The organism is Maritimibacter alkaliphilus HTCC2654 (genome assembly GCF_000152805.1).
GTDB classification, from domain to species: Bacteria; Pseudomonadota; Alphaproteobacteria; order Rhodobacterales; family Rhodobacteraceae; genus Maritimibacter; species Maritimibacter alkaliphilus.
The window spans coordinates 3,116,375-3,141,373 of record NZ_CH902578.1 but is presented as its reverse complement, the minus strand read 5'-3'; the positions used below and the strand labels follow the sequence as shown (position 1 = coordinate 3,141,373).

At 64.6% G+C, this 24,999-nt stretch carries 19 protein-coding genes and 1 pseudogene; 13 read left to right on the top strand and 7 right to left on the bottom strand.

Going from position 1 to position 24,999, the window contains the following annotated elements; genetic code table 11:
• Positions 1-2: 2 nt before the first annotated feature.
• The 7 genes and pseudogenes from RB2654_RS16355 to creD all read left to right on the top strand — a co-directional run bounded on the left by RB2654_RS16355 (position 3) and on the right by creD (position 6,682).
• Positions 3-1,070 (top strand): annotated as a pseudogene (locus RB2654_RS16355) (DUF4344 domain-containing metallopeptidase).
• Positions 1,071-1,081: 11 nt separating this feature from the next.
• A complete protein-coding gene (locus RB2654_RS23925; RefSeq protein WP_008333885.1) occupies positions 1,082-1,534 on the top strand; it encodes a DUF4344 domain-containing metallopeptidase in 453 nt (150 codons plus the stop codon).
• A 169-nt stretch (positions 1,535-1,703) separates the two neighbouring features.
• Entirely contained in the window at positions 1,704-2,087 is a 384-nt protein-coding gene (gene sdhC, locus RB2654_RS16345; protein WP_008333883.1) for a succinate dehydrogenase, cytochrome b556 subunit, read from the top strand.
• 10 nt (positions 2,088-2,097) lie between these two features.
• Positions 2,098-2,475, top strand: coding sequence for a succinate dehydrogenase, hydrophobic membrane anchor protein (sdhD, locus tag RB2654_RS16340; RefSeq protein WP_008333881.1), 378 nt, complete (start codon positions 2,098-2,100; stop codon positions 2,473-2,475).
• A 10-nt stretch (positions 2,476-2,485) separates the two neighbouring features.
• On the top strand, positions 2,486-4,291 hold the full coding sequence (gene sdhA / locus RB2654_RS16335; RefSeq protein WP_008333878.1) for a succinate dehydrogenase flavoprotein subunit: 1,806 nt from the start codon (positions 2,486-2,488) through the stop codon (positions 4,289-4,291).
• Positions 4,292-4,303: 12 nt separating this feature from the next.
• On the top strand, positions 4,304-5,083 hold the full coding sequence (locus tag RB2654_RS16330; protein WP_008333876.1) for a succinate dehydrogenase iron-sulfur subunit: 780 nt from the start codon (positions 4,304-4,306) through the stop codon (positions 5,081-5,083).
• 195 nt (positions 5,084-5,278) lie between these two features.
• Positions 5,279-6,682 (top strand): cell envelope integrity protein CreD, encoded by a 1,404-nt coding sequence (gene creD, locus RB2654_RS16325; RefSeq protein WP_008333875.1) that lies wholly within the window; start codon positions 5,279-5,281, stop codon positions 6,680-6,682.
• Here the strand turns inward: creD and RB2654_RS16320 are convergent.
• Together RB2654_RS16320 and RB2654_RS16315 are read right to left on the bottom strand one after the other, a co-directional pair.
• The gene (locus RB2654_RS16320; protein ID WP_008333874.1) at positions 6,666-9,185 is read right to left on the bottom strand and encodes an ABC transporter permease; all 2,520 of its coding nucleotides are present in this window, start codon (positions 9,183-9,185) and stop codon (positions 6,666-6,668) included. The two genes, creD and RB2654_RS16320, sit on opposite strands and share 17 nt — an antisense overlap.
• The gene (locus RB2654_RS16315) at positions 9,182-9,850 is read right to left on the bottom strand and encodes an ABC transporter ATP-binding protein (protein WP_040885122.1); all 669 of its coding nucleotides are present in this window, start codon (positions 9,848-9,850) and stop codon (positions 9,182-9,184) included. The genes RB2654_RS16320 and RB2654_RS16315 overlap by 4 nt, the downstream gene beginning before the upstream one ends.
• Before the next feature lie 88 nt (positions 9,851-9,938).
• On the opposite strand from RB2654_RS16315, the gene RB2654_RS16310 reads away from it, so the two are divergent.
• Positions 9,939-10,541, top strand: a complete 603-nt coding sequence (locus RB2654_RS16310) for an arylesterase (protein ID WP_008333872.1) — start codon at positions 9,939-9,941, stop codon at positions 10,539-10,541.
• Positions 10,542-10,698: 157 nt separating this feature from the next.
• Here the strand turns inward: RB2654_RS16310 and RB2654_RS16305 are convergent, their stop codons facing one another.
• Entirely contained in the window at positions 10,699-11,499 is an 801-nt protein-coding gene (locus RB2654_RS16305; protein ID WP_008333871.1) for a DUF4198 domain-containing protein, read from the bottom strand.
• 64 nt (positions 11,500-11,563) lie between these two features.
• Between RB2654_RS16305 and RB2654_RS16300 the strand changes: the two genes are divergently transcribed.
• Both RB2654_RS16300 and RB2654_RS23785 read left to right on the top strand, forming a co-directional pair.
• Positions 11,564-12,679, top strand: a complete 1,116-nt coding sequence (locus RB2654_RS16300) for a HupE/UreJ family protein (protein WP_008333854.1) — start codon at positions 11,564-11,566, stop codon at positions 12,677-12,679.
• Between the two features lie 198 nt (positions 12,680-12,877).
• Positions 12,878-13,543 (top strand): helix-turn-helix transcriptional regulator, encoded by a 666-nt coding sequence (locus tag RB2654_RS23785; RefSeq protein WP_202795876.1) that lies wholly within the window; start codon positions 12,878-12,880, stop codon positions 13,541-13,543.
• On the opposite strand, the gene RB2654_RS16290 is transcribed toward RB2654_RS23785, so the two are convergent.
• Positions 13,540-14,187, bottom strand: coding sequence for a LuxR C-terminal-related transcriptional regulator (locus tag RB2654_RS16290; RefSeq protein ID WP_008333850.1), 648 nt, complete (start codon positions 14,185-14,187; stop codon positions 13,540-13,542). The genes RB2654_RS23785 and RB2654_RS16290 overlap by 4 nt on opposite strands.
• A complete protein-coding gene (locus RB2654_RS16285; protein ID WP_050771980.1) occupies positions 14,184-16,394 on the bottom strand; it encodes a sensor histidine kinase in 2,211 nt (736 codons plus the stop codon). Before RB2654_RS16285 ends, RB2654_RS16290 begins: the two co-directional genes overlap by 4 nt.
• 152 nt (positions 16,395-16,546) lie before the next feature.
• Here RB2654_RS16285 and RB2654_RS16280 point away from each other — a divergent pair, with 152 nt between their 5' ends.
• The 3 genes from RB2654_RS16280 (at position 16,547) to RB2654_RS16270 (ending at position 18,733) form a co-directional block, all read left to right on the top strand.
• Positions 16,547-17,188: a hypothetical protein gene (locus tag RB2654_RS16280; protein WP_008333848.1), complete on the top strand. Its 642-nt coding sequence runs from the start codon at positions 16,547-16,549 to the stop codon at positions 17,186-17,188.
• Positions 17,189-17,319: 131 nt separating this feature from the next.
• On the top strand, positions 17,320-17,976 hold the full coding sequence (locus RB2654_RS16275) for a hypothetical protein (RefSeq protein WP_148912569.1): 657 nt from the start codon (positions 17,320-17,322) through the stop codon (positions 17,974-17,976).
• A 91-nt stretch (positions 17,977-18,067) separates the two neighbouring features.
• Entirely contained in the window at positions 18,068-18,733 is a 666-nt protein-coding gene (locus tag RB2654_RS16270) for a hypothetical protein (protein ID WP_040885120.1), read from the top strand.
• 248 nt (positions 18,734-18,981) lie between these two features.
• Here the strand turns inward: RB2654_RS16270 and RB2654_RS22530 are convergent, their stop codons facing one another.
• Together RB2654_RS22530 and RB2654_RS16260 are read right to left on the bottom strand one after the other, a co-directional pair.
• Positions 18,982-23,097: a translocation/assembly module TamB domain-containing protein gene (locus tag RB2654_RS22530; RefSeq protein ID WP_008333845.1), complete on the bottom strand. Its 4,116-nt coding sequence runs from the start codon at positions 23,095-23,097 to the stop codon at positions 18,982-18,984.
• Positions 23,097-24,908, bottom strand: coding sequence for an autotransporter assembly complex protein TamA (locus tag RB2654_RS16260; protein ID WP_040885118.1), 1,812 nt, complete (start codon positions 24,906-24,908; stop codon positions 23,097-23,099). Before RB2654_RS16260 ends, RB2654_RS22530 begins: the two co-directional genes overlap by 1 nt.
• Between the last annotated feature and the right edge of the window lie 91 nt (positions 24,909-24,999).

Here is a 24,999-nt window from a genome sequence, read left to right as displayed (position 1 = left end):
ACATGCGTTTCGCGGCTGCCATCGCCCTCGCCCTGTCTCTCTCTCCGGCGCACGCCGAAGGGGACAAGGATTTCTACACCTTCGCAAAGCCGGGCGGCCAAACCCTTCAGGCCGCCCCTGCCCGCGTCGATCCCGTGCAGTTGTATGTCGAGGCGAACGTCACCGAGACGCTTTATCACGAACTGGCCCATGCGCTGATCGGCCTGCTGGACCTGCCGATCTACGGGCCGGAGGAGTTTGCGGCCGACACCTTCGCGGTCGTCCTGATGAACCGGCTGCATGACGACGTGACGGTGCAGCGCATGGCGGGGGATGTGGCCCGCAATTACTGGCTCTTTGCGGAAGGCGCGGGAAAGCATCGCGACGACCTTTCGCTGTGGGACGTGCATGGGCCGGACCTGCAACGCTATTACAATTTCGCCTGTCTCATGTACGGGGTCGATACCGACATGCGGGCCGACCTTGTCGATCTGTTCGATCTGCCCGAAGCGCGGGCGCGCACCTGTGACGAGGAATATGCGCTTGCGGAAACGTCATGGAACGCGGTTCTGGATGGTCTGGTCACCGATGCGCCGGGGCAGACCATCCGGCTCGACTGGGTGATGAACGAGGACGACCATCTGACCCGTTTCGTGCGGAGCGAAGTCGCACGGCTGAATGCCGAGATGGTTCTGCCCGAGACACTGAATATCAGCGTGATCCCCTGCGGCGAGGCGAATGCCTTTTATGACCCGGGCCTGCTGGAGATTCAGATCTGCACGGAATTTGGGGAAGAACTGGCCAATATGGCCCGCTAGGGGGATACCGAATTGCTGAAAAAACTCGCCACGGCGGCCCTTGTGGGACTGCCGTCTCTTGCGGTGGCGCAGGATGTGGAAGCCTTCGTGGAATCGAACATCTTGGCCACGCTTTATCACGAATTGGGCCACGCCCTGATCGACATTCAGGACGTGCCGATCTTCGGGCAGGAGGAGGACGCGGCGGATGTTCTGTCGATCCTGCTCGTCGATGCGTTCTGGGAAGAGAGGACGCGGTCGGCATCGCCTATGACGCGGCCTTCGGGTTCCTGACCGAGGCGGACATGGCCCGCGAGGCCGGGGAAGAACCGATGTTCTGGGACGTGCATGGGCCGGACGAACAGCGGTATTACAACCTCGTCTGCATCTTTTACGGCGCCAACCCGGACGAGCGGGACGACGTGGCCGAGGAGCTCGGCCTGCCCGAGGAACGCTCCGAATGGTGCGAGGACGAGTTTAATCAGGCCAACAACTCATGGGGACAGATCCTCGACGCGATGGCGGAGGCCGGAGAAGGAGAAACCTTCGTGGCGGGCGAATTCGAGCGGGACGACTATATCGCCGATCTTCTGTTCGACGAGATCGACGCGCTGAACGCGGAATTCAGCCTCGACGACGATCTGGTGATCTCATACGCGGGTTGCGGCGAGGCGAACGCCTTCTACGACCCGGAATATCGCGAGATCACGATCTGCACCGAATATGTCGATTTCCTCGCAGAAATGGCGGATTGGTAATTTGTGATCACGCGGACTTTGACCGTGATCACAAATGCCACAAAATCTTCACGTTAGCGCCGATCAAACGCGATTTGGTGGAATCCACCCGTGACTCTCGGTCAATTTTGTCTATGGATGGGGCCGAATTGCAAACAGCTCGTCGCCAACTGCATCGAAAGGTCGCTTCATGGCTGATGTGAACCAGGGCAACCGCCCGCTCTCCCCCCACCTTCAGGCCTATCGCCTTCCGCTCAATGCGAAACTGTCGATCCTGCACCGGATCACCGGCGTCGCCATGGGCTTTTCCGGCGTTCTGATCGTCTGGTATTTTCTCGCGCTCGCAACGGGGCCCGAGTATTTCGAGACGGCCAGCGCGGTCCTGACCTCATGGTTCGGGGATATCGTGTTCTTCCTGTCGATCTGCGCGCTCTGGCTGCACTTCGCCAACGGCGTTCGGCACCTGATCTGGGACACGGGTTCGCACTTCGGACAGAAAACCGTGAACCGCTCGGCCTTGATCGGCATCGGCTTCGCCGTCGTCATGGTCATCGTGACCATCATCGTCGGATAAGGGGGACAACATGCGTTATCAGACCGACCGCGCCCGCGTCGAAGGCCTTGGCTCCGCCAAGCAGGGCACCGGGCATTTCTGGGAACAGCGGATCAGCGCCATCGCGCTCCTGTTCCTCGTGCCGCTCTTCGTCTTTCCCTTCGCCTACAACCTTGGCGACGGATACGAAGCGGTGCGCGCCGCATACGCGCATCCGGTGAACGCGATCATCGCGATCGCCTTTTTCCTGACCGCCTTCCTGCACCTCTTCCAAGGTGTGCAGGTGGTCGTCGAAGATTACGTGCATGGCCGCGCCGGGATGGTGATCATCATCGCCACCCGCCTGCTTTGCACGCTGTTCGCGCTCGTCGGCGTCTACGCCGTCATCCGCATCTCGCTGGGCGCCTGAGGGACAAGACATGGCTGAATACGAATACGAAACGCACGAATACGATGTGGTCGTGGTCGGTGCCGGTGGCGCTGGCTTGCGCGCGACGCTGGGCATGGCCGAGCAGGGTCTGAAAACCGCCTGCGTGACCAAGGTGTTCCCGACCCGCTCGCACACGGTGGCAGCACAGGGCGGCATCGCCGCCTCGCTGTCGAACATGGGCCCCGACAACTGGCAGTGGCACATGTACGACACCGTGAAGGGGTCCGACTGGCTGGGCGATACGGACGCGATGGAATACCTCGCCCGCGAAGCGCCCGCCGCCGTCTATGAGCTGGAACACTACGGCGTGCCGTTCTCGCGCACCGAAGAGGGCAAGATCTACCAACGTCCCTTCGGCGGCCACACCACCGAATTCGGTGAAGGCCCGGCCGTGCAGCGCACCTGCGCCGCCGCCGACCGCACGGGTCACGCGATCCTGCACACGCTCTACGGTCAATCGCTCAAGAACAACGCCGAGTTCTATATCGAATACTTCGCAATCGACCTCATCATGTCGGATGACGGCGTGTGTCAGGGTGTCGTCTGTTGGAAGCTCGACGATGGCACCATGCACGTCTTCAACGCCAAGATGGTGGTGCTGGCGACGGGCGGCTATGGCCGCGCCTATTTCTCGGCCACGTCCGCCCACACCTGCACCGGTGACGGTGGCGGCATGGTGGCGCGGGCGGGCCTTGCGCTTCAGGACATGGAATTCGTGCAATTCCACCCGACCGGCATCTACGGCTCCGGCTGTCTCATCACCGAGGGCGCGCGCGGCGAAGGTGGGTATCTCACCAACTCCGAGGGCGAACGGTTCATGGAGCGTTACGCGCCCCAATACAAAGACCTCGCCCCGCGCGATTACGTCTCGCGCTCGATGACGATGGAAATCCGCGAAGGGCGCGGTGTCGGGGCCGAGGGCGACCACATCCACCTGAACCTCAGCCACCTGCCCGCTGAGGCGCTGGCCGAGCGGCTTCCGGGTATTTCCGAATCCGCGAAAATCTTTGCGGGCGTGGACGTCACGAAAGAGCCGATTCCGGTTCTGCCGACCGTTCACTACAACATGGGCGGAATCCCCACGAACTATTATGGCGAGGTTCTGAACCCGACCGCAGACAACCCGAACGCCGTGGTGCCGGGCCTGATGGCCGTGGGCGAAGCGGGCTGTGCGTCGGTCCACGGGGCGAACCGCCTTGGTTCCAACTCGCTCATCGACCTCGTCGTGTTCGGCCGCGCCGCCGCGATCCGCGCGGGTGAGGTGGTGGACGCCAAGTCCCCGGTGCCGACCCCGAACCAGGCTTCCATCGACGCGGCCTTCGACCGTTTCGACGGGCTGCGCCACGCCGACGGCGGCACGCCGACCGCCGAACTGCGCCTTGAAATGCAGAAGACGATGCAGGCCGACGCCGCCGTGTTCCGCACCGACAAGACGCTGAAAGAGGGTGTCGAGAAGATGACCGCCATCGCGGGCAAGCTGGCCGACCTCAAGGTCACCGACCGCTCGCTGGTGTGGAACTCGGACCTGATGGAAACGCTGGAGCTGACCAACCTCATGCCGAACGCGCTGGCCACCATCGTCGGCGCCGAAGCCCGCAAGGAAAGCCGTGGCGCGCACGCGATGGAGGATCACACCGCCCGCGACGACGAGAACTGGCGCAAGCACACGATCTCCCGCGTCGACGGCGACAAGGTGACGCTGAGCTACCGCCCCGTCATCCTCGACCCGCTCACGAAAGAGGATCAGGGCGGCATCGAACTCAAGAAAATCGCGCCCAAGGCGCGGACGTTCTAAGGAGAGAGATCCATGGTTGAATTCGCACTCCCCAAGAACTCGCGCATCCGGACCGGCAAGACCTGGCCGAAGCCCGAGGGCGCCAAGAACGTGCGCAAGTTCCTGATCTATCGCTGGACGCCGGATGACGGCCAGAACCCGCGCGTCGACACCTATTTCGTCGACATGGACACCTGCGGGCCGATGGTTCTGGACGCGCTCATCAAGATCAAGAACGAGATCGACCCGACCCTGACCTTTCGCCGCTCCTGCCGCGAAGGGATCTGTGGCTCCTGCGCGATGAACATCGACGGCGGCAACCACCTCGCCTGCATCTACGGTCTCGACGAGATCAAGGGCGACGTGAAAATCTATCCGCTGCCGCACATGGACGTCGTGCGCGACCTCGTTCCCGACCTCACGCATTTCTACGCGCAACATGCGTCGATCATGCCGTGGCTCGAAACCAAGACGAACGCCCCGGCGAAGGAATGGCGCCAGTCGATCGAAGACCGCAAGAAGCTCGACGGTCTTTACGAATGCGTCATGTGCGCCTCCTGCTCGGCCTCTTGCCCGAGCTACTGGTGGAACTCCGAACGCTACCTCGGCCCCGCCGCGCTGCTCCACGCCTATCGCTGGATCATCGACTCGCGCGACGAGGCGACGGGCGAGCGTCTGGACGATCTGGAAGATCCGTTCAAACTCTACCGCTGCCACACGATCATGAACTGCGCGCAGACCTGCCCCAAGGGTCTGAACCCGGCCAAGGCCATCGCGGAGATCAAGAAAAAGATGGTGCAGCGCACGATCTGATCGGCACAGGCCGGCCCAACGATCCCAAAGCCCCGCTCCGGCGGGGCTTTTTATTGCGTCCCGCTCGTCGGGCACGCGGCGCTCTCATCGCGAAGAGCGGGCACAAGCCCGGCGATGAACACCGCCCCACCGCCCAAGAACATTGCGCACCCCGTCGTTCCGCCGCATGATCGCGCCCATTCAGGGAGGATTTTCATGCGGCGTTCACTGGGCTTTCGGTTTCTCATCGTCGGCATTCTGACCATCCTCATGGTCATTCCCCTGATCCTCGCTTCCGAGGTCATCAATTCACGCAAGAACTATTCCCGCGACGCCATGGTCGAGGTCGGTCGCGAATGGGGCGGCGCGCAGGTGATATCCGGCCCGATCCTCGTCGTCCCGGTGCAGGAAACCGTCGACCGGGTGGTGCAGGAGCAGGTGACGGACCCTGCGACCGGCAACATTCAGACCGATGGCAACGGCAACCCGGTGCTGCAAAGCGTGACCAAGCGCGAAACCGTTTGGCGCAGTTCGATCTACGTGAATCCCGACCGCTTCGACGTGACCATCGACACCACGACCGAGATTCGCCATCGCGGGATTTTCAACGTGCCGGTCTATCGCGCGGACGTCGATATGGCGTTCGATTTTCCGACCGACCAGATCGAAGCCCAAGCGCGCGGGCAGGAGGTCATTCGCTGGGATGCCGCCTACCTCATCCTCAACATCAGCTCCAACGCCGCCCTGCGCGGGGTGGCCGAGCTGACCGTCGACGGCGAAGACGTGGCAATCGAACCGCTCGCATCCGCCGGCAACAGCGCCGGGATCACAGCCGATCTGGGCGATCCGCGCGGGATGGAGGCGTTTTCGATGCGTCTGGGCCTCAATGGGGCGCAGACGCTGAAGATCGCGCCGGTGGGGCGGCAGACCGCCGTCACGCTCGCCTCGGACTGGCCGCACCCGAGTTTCACCGGGGGCTTTCTGCCCGACGGCTCGACCATCACAGATGACGGGTTCGAGGCGACATGGACGATCCCGCACCTCGCGCGCACCCTGCCGCAACTGAGCCGCGAGGATTATACCGACGCCATGCGCAACCAGATGGCCTTCGGCGTCGATTACTATGAGCCCAACGATTTCTACCAAAAGGCGTTTCGCGCGGCGAAATACGGCATCCTGTTCATCGCGCTGACCTTCCTGACCGTGCTTCTGATCGACCGCCATACCACGCGGCCCGCGCATCCGGTGCAATACATACTGATCGGTCTCAGTCAGACGACCTTCGTGCTGCTGATGGTCGCCTATGCCGAACAGATCGGGTTCGGCACGGCCTATCTGCTGTCCTCCGCCGCGACGATCATCCTTATCACCATGTTCGGCTGGTTCGGGCTGAAACTCGGTGCGCGCACCAGCGTGCTCTTCGTCATGCTGGTGGTGCTCTACGCCGTGCTCTACCTGATCCTGCAATCCACCGATTACGCGCTGATCGCAGGCTCTACGCTGGCCTTTATCGCGCTGGCCGCGACCATGTGGATGACGCGGGACGAGGATTGGTATGCGGGAGAGGACGCAAGACCGCTCCGCCGCAAGAAAGAGCCGCCCCCTACTCCCGCGCCCTGAGCACCCGCGCGGGCCGGGCCGAAAGCGGCCGCCACGCGAACGCCAGCCCGGCGAGCAGCGTGACGACCACCCCGCCGATCACGATGTCCGCAGCCGAGACCGGCTCGAACACGAACGTCGTGTCCATCACGAAGGTCGAGATCGCCCAACCCGCCAGTCCCCCCGCGAACACCGCGACGATCCCGGCCGCCCCGCCGAGGATGGCCGAGCGCAAGGCGAACTCGGCAAGGATGCGCCCGCGCGGCGCACCCAGCGTCTTCAGCACCGCCGCCTCATAGGTCCGCGCGCGTTCGCCCGCCGCCGCCGCGCCGATCAGCACGACCGCACCCGTGGCGAGCGTGACCAATGCGCCATAGGTGATCGCGGCGGCGATGGTGCCCAGCAACTCGGTCGCCCGGCCGATCGCATCGCTGACCGAGATCATGGTGATGTTGGGATAGGTCCGGGTGATATCGCGCATGAGTGCCGCCTCGGCGTCGTCCTCGGCATAGATCGTGGCGAGCCAGCTGTGCGGTGCACCGGAAAGCGCGGCGGGGTTCATGGCGATGGTGAAGTTCATCGCGGCGGATGAAAAATCCACGTCCCGGAAACTGGCGAGCGTTCCGGTGATTTCCCGCCCCAGAATGTTGATCGTCATCGTGTCGCCGATCTCGAGCCCGATTTCCTCGGCCTCTTCGGCCACGAAACTGATAAGCGGGTCGCCTGCGTAATCCTCGGCCCACCATTCGCCTGCCGTGATCTTGGTCCGGTCCGGCAAGGCGGCGGAATAGGTCACGCCCCGGTCGCCCTCGACGATCCAGTGATCGCCCGCGACCTCCTTCGCGTCGCGCCCGTTGATCTGCGTGATGATCCCCCGCAACATCGGGGCCGCGTCCATCCGACTGACCTTCGGATCGTTCGTCACCCGGTCGCGCACCGCGTCGATCTGGTCGGGCTGGATGTCGACGACGAAGAAACTCGGCGCGATGTCCGGCAGTTCGCGCTGGATCGCGCCGCGCAGATTGGTGTCCACCTGCCCCACGGCGGCGAGAACCGAAAGACCAAGCCCCAGCGACAGCACCACCGAGGCCGCCTCGTTCCCCGGCCCGCCGACCGACGCCAGCGCCATGCGCAGCATCGGCCGCCCGCGCAGCGCGCGTGTGCGGGCCAGCCGACGCGAAAGCCCCTTCACCGCACGGCCAGCGCCCACGAGCAGCAGAAACGCCACTAAGATGCCGAAAGCGGACCAGAGCGCGATCCGCTCCATGCCCGAAAACCACGTCGCCGCCCCCACGAGTAGGGCGAGGAGGACACCCGTCGACAACACATAGACCAGGCGCGGCCAGCCCTCCGGCGTGCCACCATCCCGAAACAGCGCCGCGGCGCGCACGTTTTCAGACTTGGCGAGCGGCCAGAGCGTGAACAGCGCCGCAGCGATCACGCCGTAAAGGGCCGCTTCGGCCAAGGGTCCGGGGCGGATCGTGATGTCGGCGGGGATGGGAAGAGCCGCCGAGATGATCGGACCGAAGACGATGGGGAGAAGCCCACCAAGGATCAGCCCCAGCACGATCCCGATCACCGCGAGCACCCCGATCTGAAACGCATAGACGGCAAAGATCGTGCGGCGCCCGGCCCCCAGCGTCTTGAGCGTCGCGATCACCTCGGTCTTTTCGTCCAGATAGCTGCGCACCGCCGCCGAAATCCCCACACCGCCCACGGCCAGCCCCGCAAGCCCGACCAGCACGAGGAAACTGCCCAGCCGATCGACGAATTCGCTCACCCCCGGCGCGCCGTTGCGGGCGTCGGACCAGCGCGGGGCGGACCCCGCCATCGCCTGCATCGTCTGTGCTTCCAGCGCGGAAAGGTCGGTCCCGTCGGGCAGCCGCATCCGGTATTCCGAGTTGAACAGCGTGCCTTCGGTGATAAGCCCTGAGTTCGCCAGTCCGTCGATATGAACCAGGGTGGGCGGGCCGAAATCGAACCCGCCGGAGCCATCGTCGGGGAAGGACATGAGCCGCGCCGACAGCCGAAATTCCTGCGAGCCGAGGAAAAACGTGTCGCCGGGCGCGATCTGCAACCGTTCCACCAGAAGCGGCGCCATGACCGCGCCCGGCAAACCGTCCCGCAGCTCGAGCGCCTCGTCCAGCGGCATGACCGGGTCCAGCACGGTCTGACCATAGATCGGGTAGACCCCATCTACCGCCTTGACCTGCGTCAGCGCCGTATCGGCATCGCCCGGAAGCCGCGCCATCGAGCGGAAGTCGATCACTTCCCCCACCTCATCCGCCACGCTCGCGAGGTAGTCCAGATCGTCCGCCGACGCCCGGCGATAGGTCAGCTGGACCGAGGCATCGCCCCCCAGCAGCACGGCCCCCTGTTCGGCGATCCCCGCCTGAATGGCGGAGCGCACCGATCCGACCGCCGCAATCGCCGCGACACCCAGCGCGAGGCAGGCCAGAAAGACACGAAACCCGGTGAGACCGCCGCGCAGTTCCCGTCGGGCGATACGCCACGCAACGCTCACGCCAGCACCCCGTCGGCCAATCCGATGACCCGGTCGCAGCGTTCGGCCAGCTCCGGTGCGTGGGTGACTAGCACGAGCGTCGACCCGTGGCGATCCCGCAGCCCGAAGAGCAGGTCCATGATCGCCTGCCCGGTGGCCCCGTCGAGGTTGCCCGTAGGCTCGTCGGCCAGCAAAATTTCGGGCCTGGTGACGGCGGCCCGTGCCAGCGCCACCCGCTGTTGCTCGCCGCCCGACATCTGCGACGGGTAGTGCCCGCTTCGATGGCCCAGCCCCACCGCCTCCAGCTCCGCCTCGGCCCGGTCGAAGGCGTCGCGGGTTCCCGCCAGTTCCAGCGGGGTCGCGACATTTTCAATGGCCGTCATCGTCGGGATGAGGTGGAATGACTGGAACACGACACCCATATGATCCCGACGAAAGCGGGCGAGCGCATCCTCATCCATCGGCCCGAGGTCTTGGCCCAAAGCGGCCACCCGGCCTGAGGTCGCGCGCTCCAGCCCGCCCATCAACATCAGGAGCGATGATTTGCCCGAACCGCTTGGCCCCGTCAGCCCCAACGTCTCCCCCCGTGCGACCGATAGCGTGATGCCACGCAGGATATCGACCGGCCCGGCATTGCCCATGAGGCTCAGCTTGGCATCGGTCAGGTCGAGAACGGGGTCGGTCATGCGGAAAGCCTTTTCACGGATCGTGCCCAAGGGATATGGGCTGCGGCGGGTCATATCCAAGTCTTTGTTGATATTCCCTTTCCTCGCCATGCCCGCCATCGCCGAAGAGGTCACGATTTTGGCATTGGGCGACAGCCTGACACAGGGCTACGGCCTTCCGGTGGAGGCCGGGCTGGTGCCGCAGCTTCAGGGCTGGATGCAGGCTCGCGGCGCGGATGTGAAGATCATCAACGCGGGCGTCTCGGGCGACACGACGCGGGGCGGGCTGAACCGCGTGGACTGGTCCCTGACGGACGAGGTCGACGCGGTCATGATCGCCCTCGGCGGCAACGATCTCCTGCGGGGCATACCGCTCAATTCGATCGAAGCGAACCTCGAACAGATCATCCAGAAGGTGAAGGCGAAAAACCTGCCCGTCATGCTGGTGGGCTACCGCGCCACCGCGAACTTCGGCCCCGAGTACAAAGGCGCCTTCGACGAGATGTATCCCCGTATCGCCGCGCGCCACCCCGATATGATCTTCATGCCCTACATCTTTCAGGGCATGGGCAAGGCGATGGGACGGGGCGAGATGTCGCGCACCGACGGTTTCCAGCGCGACGGCATCCACCCGAACGCACAGGGCGTGAAGCTGAACGTCGCCGAGATCGGACCCTATGCGATGAAACTCTACGCACGCGTAGGCGACTGACGGGTCCGCTCTTCTTCGTTTCCGGAAACCTCGGAGGGGAATCGACGGTGGCCTGCCACCGGCGATGGGGAGGCTGGCCTCCCCCCACCGCGCTGGCCCGCCAAAGGCGGGGCAGCGCAAAACCTGTGACGCGCTTTTGCGCGTCTCCGCTCGGTCTTCAGGGGGTACGGAACGTCAGGTTGGCCCAGGCCGAGTGCCAGACCGGCCCCGCTTCGGGGTCGTCGTTGCCGGTGTCCTCCATGACGACCGCGTCCACCATGTACTCCGTCGCGGGGCCGACCGGAATGACCGCCTCGCCCGCCGCGTCTGTGCGATAGAAGCTCTGGGTGACGTTCCCGTCGCCGTCGCGGGCGAACACCTCGACCTGCGCATCGGCCCGCGGTTTTCCATCCAAAAGCACGCGCACCCCGACTCCGTCCGACAGATCGTCGGTATAGGGATTTGTCAGCGCGACGATTTCGGTGTGCAGGCCCACGGCCGTGTCCGTGCCGACCCCGTCTCCGACCGCGACGAGGGATTTGGCATAGCGGGTATAGGCCTCGCGAAACTCGAGTTCGGGCAGGCCGCGCGCCGCGTGGCGCTCCAACACGTCGCCCAGATCCTTGTGCTCGACGAAGTTTTCGAACAGGTCGCGGCTGCTGTAGCGCAGGGTATGGCCCTTGGTTTCGTGGATCACGACGGCAAGCCCCTCGCCCTCGGGGACAAAGGTCATCGCGGGCCTGTCACCGATACGGCCCTCGACAGCACGGGTGGTTTCCCCCATTTTCACATCGAACCGCGCGAAACGGTCGGGAAAATAGGTTTGGGCCGCGCCCTTGAAATCCTGTCCGACCCGCAGTTCCGCGATGATCGGATCGCCCGGGTCGACCGTATAGGTTTCAGGCTCGATCCAGAATTCGTGGGCCGTGGCGGCCGGGACGAAGAACAAGAAGGCGACGAGAGAGGCGAGCAGGCGCATGGGGCATCCATTATTGGGTCGGGGGTGCAGGGTGGCAGCATGGTGGCCACTGTCAACGCTTGGCATGTGGCTTGTCGTTATCGTGATGGCCCTGTCGTCACCCGCCATGGCGCACGAAATGTCGCCCGCCATCGCTGATATCGAGATCGGCGAGGACAGCCTCGAGATGTCGATCATCCTTCAGGGCGAGGCGATGGTGGCCGGGATCGACCTGTCATCGGTGACCGACACCAACAATTCCCCTCGTGCAGATGCCTATGACGCGTTGCGCGCGCTTTCCCCCGACGCGTTCTCGCAAAGGCTGCAAGCCGCCTGGCCGGACCTGTCGGACGGCGTGCGGATGCAGGCCGGGGACACGATGCTCGTGCCCGAACTGGTCGAGGCGTCGACGGCCGAGGCCGTGAGCGACGCGTTGCCGAGGGAAAGCCGAGTGATCCTGCGCGCCGCCCTGCCGGACGATGGGAGCGACGTGTCTTTCGGATGGGACGCGCAATATGGCCCGATCATCCTGCGCCAGATCGTTCAGGATCTCCCGGAAGGTCAGGAGGCGTATTCGGCTTTTCTCGGCCCCGGACAGATGTCGGCGCCGATGCCCCGGACCGGGACGGTCGAAATCACCGGACTTGCCAGTTTCGCGAATTACGTCTGGCTCGGCTTCACGCATATTCTGCCCAAGGGCCTCGACCATATTCTTTTCGTGCTCGGCCTGTTTTTCTTTTCACGTGAAGCGCGGCCGCTGTTGTATCAGATCACGGCGTTTACCGTCGCCCATACGATTACGCTCGCATTGGCGAGCCTTGGTGTCGTTTCGGTGCCTGCAAGCATCGTGGAACCCCTGATCGCCCTGTCGATTGCCTATGTCGCGGTCGAAAACATCCTCCGACCGAAATTATCCAGAATGCGCCTTATGGTTGTGTTTGGCTTCGGCCTGTTGCACGGCCTCGGCTTCGCTTCGGTGCTGGGCGAGATCGGGCTGTCGCCCGCGTATTTCCTCGCCAGTCTGATCGCGTTCAACATCGGCGTCGAACTGGGCCAGATCGCAATCGTCACGACCGCCTTTTTCTCGATTACCGTCTGGTTCGGCGCAAGGCCCTGGTATCGCCAACGCATCGTCGTGCCCGCGTCCGTTCTCATCGGCCTGATGGGCCTTTGGTGGGCGGTCGAGCGGTTGATTCTCTGACGCGCAAGACGGGACTGCCGTAGGGTAAGGAAAACCTTACCCTTCCTAACATTATTTAAACACAGGGTTTTTTCGATTCCGCGCAGGCCCGCATTTTGCGGAACAGGAAACTTAGAAATTCCTCAGGTTTTGAGGAAAAGCGCGACGATTTATCCTTATTGATAGGTTTTGGCTAACCAGCAGTTGTGTAATGCCTGCTTGGACTGGGAAGAGCGGTCGCGCGAACCAACGTGCGAAAGGGGACAGTTGGTGAAGGTTTTGGTCGCCAGCGACTTGGCAAGTATTACAGATAAAATTGCGACGGCGCACATCGGTGGGGCCGAGGTTTCCGTGGATCGCGTCTCCGATTGTTTTCAGGCCGATCAACGGCTTCGCACGGATGGAAAGGAACTGGACGTCATCGTCCTGCACGTCCCCTCTGTCAGCGAGGCCAACCTCAGGTCGGCGTTCTCGACGATTTCGCGCAGCCGGGGCAAGCCGGTGGCGATCGTACTCCCGCATAAGGCGAGTCCCTCGACCGTCTGGCGCTGTATCGTGAACGGGGCGGGCGCGGTGCTGACCGACGACATGCCGAGCACGGCCATGGGCCACCTGCTGTCGCTGATGCATACGGGCCTCCGGATTCCGACCCTGAACGAGGACGTTCTGCCCGATCCGAGCGTCGTCGCGCAGAAACTGTCGGACCGGGAGTTGCAGGTGCTGGCCGGTGTCTGCAAGGGCCTCCAGAACAAGGAAATCGCGCACGATTTCAACATCAAGGAAGTGACGGTGAAAATGCACGTGCGCGCCGTTATCCGAAAACTCGACGCCAAGAACCGGACTCATGCGGCGATGATCGCCCGTGATCTTGGGCTGGTCGGCTAACCCCGGCGGTTCTCGGACAGGCCCAGCCGGGTCGCGTGCCATGCGGCCTCCGCGCGCGACGAGATCCCCAACTTGCGATAGATCGTCTTGATGTAGCCCGCGACGGTGCTTTCCGCGAGGCCGAGTTCGCGGGCGACTTCGGCATTTCGCAGACCGCGTGAGATCAGGGCAAGCACGTCCGTTTCCCGATCCGTGAGTTTCCCGTCGTCGTTGGCCACAGGCCCGGTGCGCGAGAAATGCCCCATGATCCGGCGCGCCACGGCAGGGGAGAGCGCGGGAATACCGTGGCTGATCTGGCGCAGTTGGGCGACCATCTGGTCCTGCGTCTGGTCCTTTTGCAGATACCCGTCCGCTCCGGCGGACAGTGCCGAAACGACCGAAACGTCATCCCCCATGATCGTCGTGACGACCGCGATGCTGGTCGGGGATTTCTGTTTGAGTTTTCGCAGGATTTCCAGACCGGACCCGTCGGGCAGCCCAAGGTCGATAAGGGCAATCTCCGGCAGGTCGCGGTCCAGCGCCACATGCGCGGCCGCGATGGTGGCGGCTTCGGTGATCGTCAGGTCTGGAAAGGCACGCAAGGCGATCTCGCCCAGCCAGATGCGGGTTTCCTGAACGTCTTCGAGGATCAGAGCGCGTTTCATTGCGCGGCCTCCATCATGCCGTCGTCGTCGTCGATCGCGCCGCGCATGAGCGGCAGGTCCACCAGTATATGCGTTCCCGGCCGGTCGGTTCCGGGGGCTGCGGGGCTGACCTTGAGGTGCCCGCCCAGCGCCGACACGCGCACGAGCATGTTCTGAACCCCCTGTCCGAACACGTCCGCATTCGGGTCGAAGCCCCGGCCATCGTCGGTCACCGTGATGCGGACATGGCCCTTCTGGACGTCGAAGCCGACACCCACCTCGCGCGCGCCGGCGTGGCGGATGGCGTTGTTGACGCATTCGCGCAGGACGGACCGCAGGGCGTGGGCGATCCGGGGGCTCAGGTTGTAGCCCGTCAGGTTCGCGCCAAGCGGCCAGTTGACCGAAAGCCCGGCCGCTTCGAGCACTTCGGACAGTTCAAGGCGCAAGTCCGCGATCAGATTGCCAAGGTCCAGCCCCGGCCCGGTCTGGTTGTCGATGATCTCACGCAGATCGGCGAGCGTTTCACGGATCAGCACGTCCTTGCGCTTCGGATCTTGCGAATGCAGCGCGCCGAGAAGCTGGATGCCGATGTTGTCGTGGATGTCGCGTGCGATGCGCGACCGCTCTTCGGCGGCGCCCGTTTCATAAGCCTTTCGGCTTTCGATAAGCTGGGACAGGATATCGACCAGTTCTTCGGCCTTCTGCACATCGCTGTCAGAAAACAACCGCCGACCGCCAGCCGCCCATTTGAGTTGCCGGGACGGAAGCGGGGCGACCGCGGGCAGAACGAGAAAGACGCCTTCGCCCGCAAGCTCCGCGTGTTCGGTGACGTTCGGCCCGGTTTCGATGAAAAGCGGTTGGAACATCGCCTGAAGCAGTTCGTCCCAGCGCAGGGCCTGTTCCTGCGGGTCTTTCGTCAGTGCCACCGTGGAGACGTCGCGAAAGAACGCCTCGACCGTGGTCTGCCCGCGCCATCGTGCGAAGCGGCGCGACACGGCTTCGCGGAAGGGAAGGTAGAAGAAGGCGACGGTGAAAAGCGCGATGCCGAGAGCAGGGGCGCGTTCCAGCGACAGGCCATAGATCAGGGCGGCGTCGAGGCAGACGAGGAACAGCGCGCCCACCGCGAAGAACAGGATGCGAAACGCCCATTGATCGAGGTTGAAGATCCGGTGCCGCCGCACGGCGAGGGCGAGGCCGAGGTAGCAGATCAGGAACAGCGTGAAGGCATAGCCTTGGGAAACCTGCGCCTCGAGACCGAGGAGTTGAGGCACGGTGACGAGGCCCACGAAGCTGCCCGCCCCGATCAGAACCGACAGCCCGAACAGGCGCAGGGCCGCGCGGGCGGGCAGATCTTTGGCCTTGCGCGCGCGCCGGAACTGCAACGCGACCAGCAACACGAGCACCAGCATCGCGGTGGCGATGGGAAGCTGATAGGCGAAGGTGTAGTCGGGAATGACCCGCGTGAAGGCCCCCACAAGCCACGCCGCGATCACGCCGACCTGCACGAGGGCAAGCCACCTTGGCCCGATCTGTGCCGGGTAACTCAGGAACAGGCCGATGACCCCGGCCCCGAACGTCAAAGAGCCCGTCAGGTTCAATGGCCCCAACACCTGAAAATATGACGCCGGAAGCGCCAGTTCTCGGGTCGAATAGATCGCCGCCGCCGTCGAGGACAGCGCCAGACCGACCCCGGTCAGCATCAGGAACGCCTGCGGCCTGCGACCGGGCGCGAGGGACCAGATCCACCCGCCGATCAGGATACCGCTGAGCCCGACGAAAACCTGCACCCAGAACATCGCGGGCAGGTCCGAGATCGGGCGGTGCGGACGGGGTGTGACCGTCACCTCGCGGGTCACGTCGCCGGGTGCTGCAAGATGCAGGGTCACGAGGTCCGATCGCATCGCGCGTGCGATCCCGTCCTGTTCGGCCCGAAACAGGTCGAGCGTGTCGAAGTCCGACAGTTGGTCCGGCTCTTCGATGATCGTGGTAGGGCCGACCGGCACGCGCACCCCGTCCTCGCCTTCGACACCTTCCAGCCGATACCATTCGGAAATCAGGACCGCTGGCCCCTCGCTCTTCTCGATCAGGACCGCCTGACCCGTGTCGTCGAGCCTGAGATCGAGCCCCAGCCACGGCTGACGTGTCGCCAGCACAACGGCGGCCACGACCAGCGCCAGACCGAACAGCCCGACCGCAAGGAAAATCCGCACCGGAGCGAAAACGCGCACGTTTGTCCCTATCCCTTTTTTTGCGATCTTGCCGCGAAGTGGCGGGCCGCGAAACCCCCTGAAACCGGGGGCCACACCCCCAGAACCGGGGGATTGCCAAAATGGAACCCCCACCCCCATTTGAAGCCAGTCATTTCTGGAGGGGTATACCAATGAGACTCATTCACATCAGTGCGGCGCTGGCCGCCACGTCCATGTTGGCGGGCTGTTTCGGCAACAACGGCGTCAGCGCGACGCCCGAAGAATTCAACGAAGCGTTTCTGGCGGCCGCAGGGCTTGGCGTGACGACCACGCCCCTGTCGGGCTCGGCGACCTACAACGGTGAGATGCAGATCCTGACGCTGGAAAACGGCTCGGAAAGCGGGTCGATCCGCGGTGCGCTCGAACTGACGGCGAACTTTGCATCGGCCACGCCGTTCACGATGTCGGCCACCGATTTCGCGGGCGAGATCAACGGGCAGCAGACCACCTTCTCCGGCACGCTCACGCATGACCAGTCGACCGACCGCTCGGCCTTCAACGAAGTCCGCACCGCGGCCCTGCCGGCGATTGCCGGAGGTGGCGAGACCACGTCGATGGCGCTGTCGTTCGGCGGCACGCTGACCGAGGACGCGACCGGGGTCGAGAACAAGTTCGAGCCGGGGTCGAACCTGATGGGGAACTTCTACGGCACGGACGGTCAGGCCGTGGCGGGGGCTGTCGGTGTGGCGATCACGCCGACCGGCGGAACCTCGGCCATCACCGGCGCAAGCTTCGGTGCCGCGACCGGCGGCCAGTTCTACGCCGAACAGTGACACGGCCCGCGTGACAGGCTAACCTCCGGGGGCATGGGGATTTGCCCCCGGATTGGTTGCCACGCATTTTCAGATCGACGCGCATTGGTTTTCTCGTTTCCGTTCTGGCCTTCGTCGCCGGATGCGCGGTCGTGGATGCGTCGGTTCAGAACCCGCCGGGCACGACCGACCCGACCGATCCGACAACGCCCCGTGTCCTGCCTGTTTTTGCCCCGACCACATCGACCGAAGCGGAGTTCGCCGCGATCTGGGTGCCGCGAAACAGCCCGTTCATCGGCATCGCTACCGCACCCAAGGACACCACCGCCCGTTATGTCGGGGAGCTTCAGATCTATACCTCCGACGGAACGACCCGGAACGGATCGATCCGGGGTCGGCTTCAGATCGACGGCACCTTCGACGAATACACCGGAACGCTGGAGGTCGCCGCCGGGGGCTTTGCGGGAGAGATCGGTGGGGTGCCGGTGACCTATTCCGGCACGTTGAGCGATCTCTACGCGCTCGACATGAACCCGGAGCGGCGGACAGGCACGATCTTCGATCCGCCCGGTCCGGGAAGCTGGTTCACGGCCGACCTTGGCGGCACGCTCGTCAACGACGCAAGCGGAGTCGAAAACACGTTGAATGCGGGATCGCAGATCGACGGCGTTTTCCGGGGAACGGGCGACACTCTGGTGGGCGACGGCACGTTTCGGATCACGCCGAACGGCGGCACCTCGGCGATCACCGGACAGTCGACCGAAGCCGACGCGAGTGTCGAGGTATGGGCAGATCGCCAGACGCCCTGATCCGTTCGGATGACGTGTTTTGCCGCGAGACAAGCAAGTTTTCGCAAGCTAATCTCGTACGGTCTGCATCTGCTTTTCTGGGAGACTCCATTTGAATCAGTTACGTTTCGCGCGGCCCTTTGCCGCCGCGCTGGCCTGTGCGGCCATGTCGGCCTGCTCCACGGTCAACTTCGACACCAACACAACGACCGAGGCGCAGTTCGATACCGTTTTCGCGACGAACAACGCGCTTACCCCCGCAGCGGTTCCGATTTTCGGGTCGGCGACCTATGAGGGCGAGATCCAGATCGACACCATATCCGGCACGACCCAATCCGGTTCTATCCGTGGGGGTCTCATCATGGAAGCGTCGTTTTCGTCGACCGATCCGATCACCGCGACGGCCGGCGGATTCGCGGGCACCGTCAACGGGCAGCGCGTGACCTATTCCGGGCAACTCTCCAGCGACGACGCGCCCGGGCTTCTGCCCCTCAACCAGGTTCTGACCTCCGGCTTCGGACCCACCGCCGCATCGACGATGTTCGTGTCGATCGGCGGAACGCTTCGCAACGACGACACCGGGGTGCGCAACCGGCTTCAGGCCGGGTTCGGCCCCGCGCAGGGAAGCTGGCTACAGGGTGATTTCCGTGGCTCCAATGCCCGGGTGGTCACGGGGGAGGCGCAGTTCAACATCAACCCAAGCGGCGGCGTATCTGCCATCACCGGCACCGCGAACGACGCTATCGTCACCGGCCAATTCTACGGCGTCGCCAACTGAGACTCGGCAAACCCCCTGTTCAGGGGGGTTACAACTTGAGACTGAAAGTCCACGATAAACCCAAGGGATCCGGGGGCACACCCGGACCAGTGGGGCTTCAGGTAATCGACCATCGGCACCGTGCCGCACGGCGCGGAAGAATTTCAGAGGGCGATTTCAGAAGCCATTTCAGTACGCCGTGAGCGAAGCGCCCCCCGAGGCCCGAGGTTCCTTCCGAACCCTCGTGCCACCGGGGGGCGTCTTTCGTTTCAGTAGTCGCGCTCGAAATAGATGCCGATGGACGCTTCGCCCTTGTTCGACACCGCGCCGCGTGCCGTCAGGTTCTTGGTCAGGTCGAGGTTGATGTTCACCTCGGCCTCGCCATCGGCCCCGACTTCGACGCCGGTATAGATGTTTTCCGAGATATAGGCCCCGGCCCGCACCGCGAGCGCCCCGTCGTCGTTCTGGCCGATGTCGAGGTCCGCCAGACCGAACCCCTGCCTGAGGTTGCCGATCACCCCGCCCCCGGACCGTCCGGTGAGCGTCGCGATCCCGTTGGCGAGCCTGAGCGCCTGAAGCGCGGAGATTTCCGAAATCGAACGCCCGAAGATCAGGCGCGAAAAAATCTCGTCCTGCGGCAGATCGGGCACCGACGAAAAGGTGATCTCGGGGTCGGTCGCCTGTCCGTCGATCCGAATCTGGATCGCGGTATCGTCCACGGTCGTCTCGGCGGTCACCGCGATGAAGGGGTCGAAATCGCCTTCGAGCGTCGCGCGCGCCTCGGTCAGTTCGATGCGGTTGCCAAGCAGGGACAGTCGCCCCCGGATCAGGGACAGGCTGCCCTGAGGCACGATGTCGTTCGTGGTACCCGTAAGGCGCAAACGCCCGCCGACTTCGGCGTCCAGCCCGCGTCCGCGGATGAAGACCTGGTTCGGCGCATCCACGACGATATCGAGCGGGAACGCGGGACCGCCCGCCGAATTGCCGCTCGCGGTCGTGCCGACCTGTCCGGCCCGCACGCGGGTCGCATAGACTGCGGCGGGTTCGTTGACATGGCGCAGCCCCTCGACGGTCCCGGCGACGCCGAAGCCGGACGATGGAATGCGGATCTCGGCCACGCCGGGGCGCACGGTTCCGGCGATCCGGGCACCGCCCGTCAACGGGCCGCTCACCGTCAACTGGCCGTTGATCTGCGTGTCATAAAGCGACGGATCGGTCAGCCCGACATTCTGAAGCCGGATGACGAGATCGCCGTTGAACGGCGGTTCCAATGTGATCGGCCCCGCAATCTCGATCCGCCCGCCCGACGATACGGCCGCCCCGACTTCGAGCCGGGCGCGCCCGTTCCCGAGATTGACGTTGGCCTGAATCGGATCGAGCGAAACCCGCAGGCTGGGCACCGCCACGCGCGCATTCGTCGTGCGCACGGTGCCGGACAGCGAGGTCAGCACAAGGGGGCCGTTGAGATTCACATTCACGCTCGCGGTGCCGTCGACGCGGTTTTGTCCGGTGAAAGCATTGGCGAGGGCGAGCGGCACGGTGCCGTCGATCGACAGGTTCGCGTTGTCCATCGTGCTGGCAAGGCTGCCCGCCACGTTCACTGTGATCCCGCCCGGCCCTTGGCCCGAGATATCGACGCGGTAATCGTCGCCGGTCAGGACAGCCGTGCCGCTTGCCGAGAAGGGGCCGGGGAACTCGGGCACGAAGATCCCGACATCGGCCAAGCGCGCATCGAAGTTCACGCGGCTCTGCCCCCCTTCCGACGTGCCGTCGGCGGTCAGGCTGACCTGCGGCGTGTTCGCCGTTAGCCTGTCGACGAAAATCTTGCCCGCCTCGTCGCGCCGGACGTCGAACACGACCTCGCTACCGCCGGCAAGAAGCTGGTCCACTTCGCCCGCGCTGAACGACAGATCCCGGCCCTGCAAACTGCCGTCGAGCGAGACGGCCATGGTGGTCAGGTCCGCCTCGACATTGGCGGACAGGTCGATCGACCCTGTCAGATCGCGGCCTGCGAGGCCCGAGTAGGGCGCAATGGAGTTGGCCGAGGCATTCACCGTCGCCGCGACCGGGCCGATCTTGCCTTCGACCATCGCACCGGTGCCTTCGATATCCGCGATCAGCCCGCCGGGGCCACGCGCGGTGACATCGGCGGCGAGCGCGCCCGCCGCATCCCGGCTCACGTCGAACACCAGCTCGCTCGCGCCCGCGAAAGACTGATCGGTGTCCCCCATGCGAAACGACAGGTTCTGGCCCTGCAAAGACCCGGTGAGCGCGACCGCCATGGTGGTCAGGTCCGCATCCACCGAGGCGGTCAGATCGACCGCCCCGCCCAGATCGGCTCCGGCAAGGCCGGAATAGGGGGCGATACTGTCGAGCGCCGCGACGAGCGTTGCCTGAACCGGGCCGATGGCACCGTCTGCGATGGTGCCGGTTCCGGTGATGTCCGCGTCGAGGCCACCGGGGCCGGTCGCCGTCGCCTCGACCGTCCAGTCGTCGCGCACCTGAACCGCCGTGGCGTTCAGCGCGAGCCGACCCGAGAGCCGTTCATCCAGCCGGGACGCATCCGGCAATTCGATCTGCGCATCCAGACTACTGCCGTTGGTGCGCAACTCGCCCATGGCAGAAGCCGTGATGCCCGGCCCGGCGATGGTCAAACGGTTGATGGCCGTACGCTGCTGGTTCCGGTCCGCCGCGATGGAAATCCGGCTTTCCCCCGCCAAGAGGCTGTCGACTTGGGCGATGCCCACGGAAAGGTCTTGGGTCGCGCCGTCGATTTCAAGGTCGAACGGCCCATCCGGTACGGCGACGGACCCCTTGATCGACAGCGACGCCGCGCCCTTGAGGTCTTGACCGGAAATCTGCGCGAAGCGGGCCAGCCGCTCGGCCTCGAGCCTCAGGTCGAGGTCTGAGACGAGGTCGAGTTGCTCGACCTCGGTCCGCAGGGTCACGTCGCCGGTCAGGCCGTAATCCTCGCCCGAGATATCCACGTCGGTGAACCGAAAGGGCGTGTTGTCGGCCTTGGCGAAGATCAGGTTGCCGGTGATGCGCTCGCCCACGGCGGCATTCAGCGGCTCGTCTCCAAGGTCGATCCCGTCCGCAGATATGACGACACGCCCCCCCACGCTGGGAATGGTGTCGCCGCCGCCGGAGCGCAGTTTTCCCGCACCCGACACGTTGAGCGCGGCAAGCGCCATGTCTTCGCGCGCGAAACCTTCCAGCTCGATCGCACCGACCCAGCCTTCGCCTCGCAGGGCGTCATAGTCGAATTCGATCTCGGCGGACCCGATCCGCGTCTCCGGCCCAGCAATAGGGAGCACCACGGGCGATCCGTCCGCATTGGCCAGCGTGCCGGTGATCTGTGCATTCTGCGGCCAACCCTTCGCCGAGACCAAAGCGTCGCCACGCAGTTCCAGCGCCTCGGTCTTGAGGAACAGATCCGCCACCCGGATCGACTTGTTCTGGAACCGGGTCGCGTCGAGGTGCAGCACGCTCTCCCCCCCGAAGAACGCCTGATACTGCTCTTCGAACAGGGGCCGCAGGTCACCGGCCAGATCGGCTTCGATCTGCAACTGGGTCTTTTGAGCGTCGCCTTCACCATCGACCGCGGCGGCCGCGCGCACCTGCCCGGCCACCCGGTTCTGGCCATCGGTCGCCAGCACGATGTTCGCGGTGAAATCGTCGAGCCGATCCTCGCCTTCGACCCGCACCGACAGTGCAGGCTCGCCCGGCAGGCTGGCAAGGTTCGCGACGATGCCCCCCTGCCCTTCTTCGAGCCGAAGGTTCACGGCAAGCACCTTGGAGGTGTTCGAATAAGACCCGGCAAGGGTCAGGTCGCCCAATTCGCCGTCGGTGCGGGACAGCGCCACATCGACCGCCCCCTCGCCGTCGGCGAGATTGGCCAAACCTTCGAGCGTCATTTCGATGCGTTCGCCCAGAACCGGCGCGCCAAGGACGAGGCGTTCGGCGTCGATCAGGCCGATGTCGATCGAAACGGGCAGGTCCGGCAGCGTGAAATCCGACGCTTCCGCCGAAGGGCCGGATGAGCCGCCCGCGGGCAGGCGCGCAAGTTCGATAAGCCCCGCCGACAACTCGCGCACCTCGATCCGCCCGCGCAGCACGGCGGCCCGGTTCCAGTTGAGCGCCACGTCCTCAAGCCTGAGCCAGACGCCTTCCGCATCGGCAAAAGTCATCTCCTGCATCGTCGCCTCGCGCGACAATGCGCCCGAGAAACCGTTGACGGTCACGTCCATCCCTTCGGACGACAGGTTCTCTTCGAGGAAGGATTCGAGGATCGACTTGTCCTCTTCCTCGGTCGTGTCGTCCTGCGCCCCTGCGGGCAGGCCGATGAGGGTGAGCGTGGCGAGAAGAGCGAGAAATCTTTTCATCAGAAGGCGTGCCCGATCCCGACATAAAGCTGCACGTTGCGCAGCGGGTTGGGCGAGCGGACGCCGCCGGTGACGGGGTAGCCGACGTCAAGCCGGATCGGACCGAGCGCGGTGTTGTAGCGCACGCCCAGACCCGCGCCGGAGTGCCATGCGTTCGTGCCGCCGAAGAACCCCGTATCGCCAAGGTAGCCCACGTCGAAGAACCCGACGACACCGATGGTATCGGTCGCCTTGACGCGCACCTCGAACTGGCCGCCGAGGAAGGCCTGCCCCCCCACTGTGCCGGTGCCGGAGGCGAAGTTGAGCGATTGGTAGGGCTGGCCGCGCACCGTGCCGCCGCCGCCGGAATAGAACAGCAGATCAGGATGGGTCTGCGACGGGTTCGGGCCGACCACGGTGCCGACCTGCCCCCGCGCCGCAAGAACGAAGCGGTCGTCTTCGCCGAAGCCCCGGTAAACGCGGGCATCGAGCAGGCCCCAGGCGCCGACGCCCCGACCGATATCGAAGAACGGCTGGGCATCCGCACGCACGTAAAAGCCCCGCGTCGGGTTCAGGCTGTCGTTCCGCTTGTCCCATTCGACCATGGCGGGAACCTTGACGGTGGTGAAACTGCGCGTGCCGAAGCTGTCGGTCACCTGCGCGTAGGCGAAGCCAAGGCCGATCTCACCTTCGAGGTTCGGGCTGAAATAGCGCTTCACACCTGCCTCGATCCCCGCACCGAGGATGTTGTAGGAGGGTTCGCGCAGCCACAGCCCGGCCACCTCGACATAGGCATCGTTGTCGGTGCCGAAGGCGGCAGGGATATCCAGACGCGCGTCGAGTTCCACGTCGAGATTGTTGAGCGCGGGCGTGATGCCGTTGACCGCGGCATCGACGCGGAACCGTTCGGCCCCGCCCAAAAGGTTGCGGTGCATCCAGTAGGCCGACAGCCCCAGCCCTTCGATCGACGACAGTTCCGCCCCGAACCCGAACCGACGCGGCTTCATGTCCGCCGTGGTCAGCAGCATGTCCATCGTGTTGCCCGGGCCCAGCGTTTCGGCCTCCCGCAGAACGACCGAGGCAAAAGCCCCGGTGCGGCGCAGACGATTGGCCGCCGCTTCCGCCTCGTCGGGATCGAACACTTCACCCTCGGGCAGTCCGGCGATCCGTTCGATCTTGCTCGTGCGGACGGCCGAGGCATTCGTGTGGCGAAGCTGCCCGAACCGGACCAGCGGACCGGGATCGATCCAGATACGTGCGTTGATGAGTTTGTTCTGATGGTTCGCGGTCAGGTCCTGATCGCGCACGGTCGCCTTGGCGCGCCCGGCGTGACGCCAATCGTCTACCGCGCTTTCCACCGCGCTTTGAATGACCGTCGAATAGGCCGGCTCGCCGTTGCGGAATTCGTCGATCTTCTGCGTGCCCTGCACCAGCGGCGTGATCTGGGTGCTGCCGAAATGGAACTGCTGACCCGGACGCACATCGACCGTGATCCTGCGGACCGTGCTCGGCACGTTGAAATTCTGGATCGCGGCGGCTTCGACCCCGTCGAGCCGCACATTGATGACGCCGCCGTAATGCCCGTTGGCATAAAGCGTGTTCAGAAGCCGCTCGTATTCCGCCAGCGACGTGGCGAGCAGATCACGGGGATCGTCGATCCCTTCTTCCTGAACGGAAAGCAGGAGCGACGCGGACTCGAGGTCCTTCTGCAACGCTCCGCCGCCTTCGACATTGAATTGAATATCGTCCAGCGCCGTCGCGGACATGGTCGCAAGACATACCATTGCGACGGCGGTCGGCAGGAGCCGCGTCAGGCGAAATTTTGGCCTCATGAATTCGCGATCCCCAGGTTCGCGCGTTTGCTCGTGCCGTGAATCGTAACCGGAAGTAGACGCCGCTGCTAGCGGTCATGACCGAGTTGTG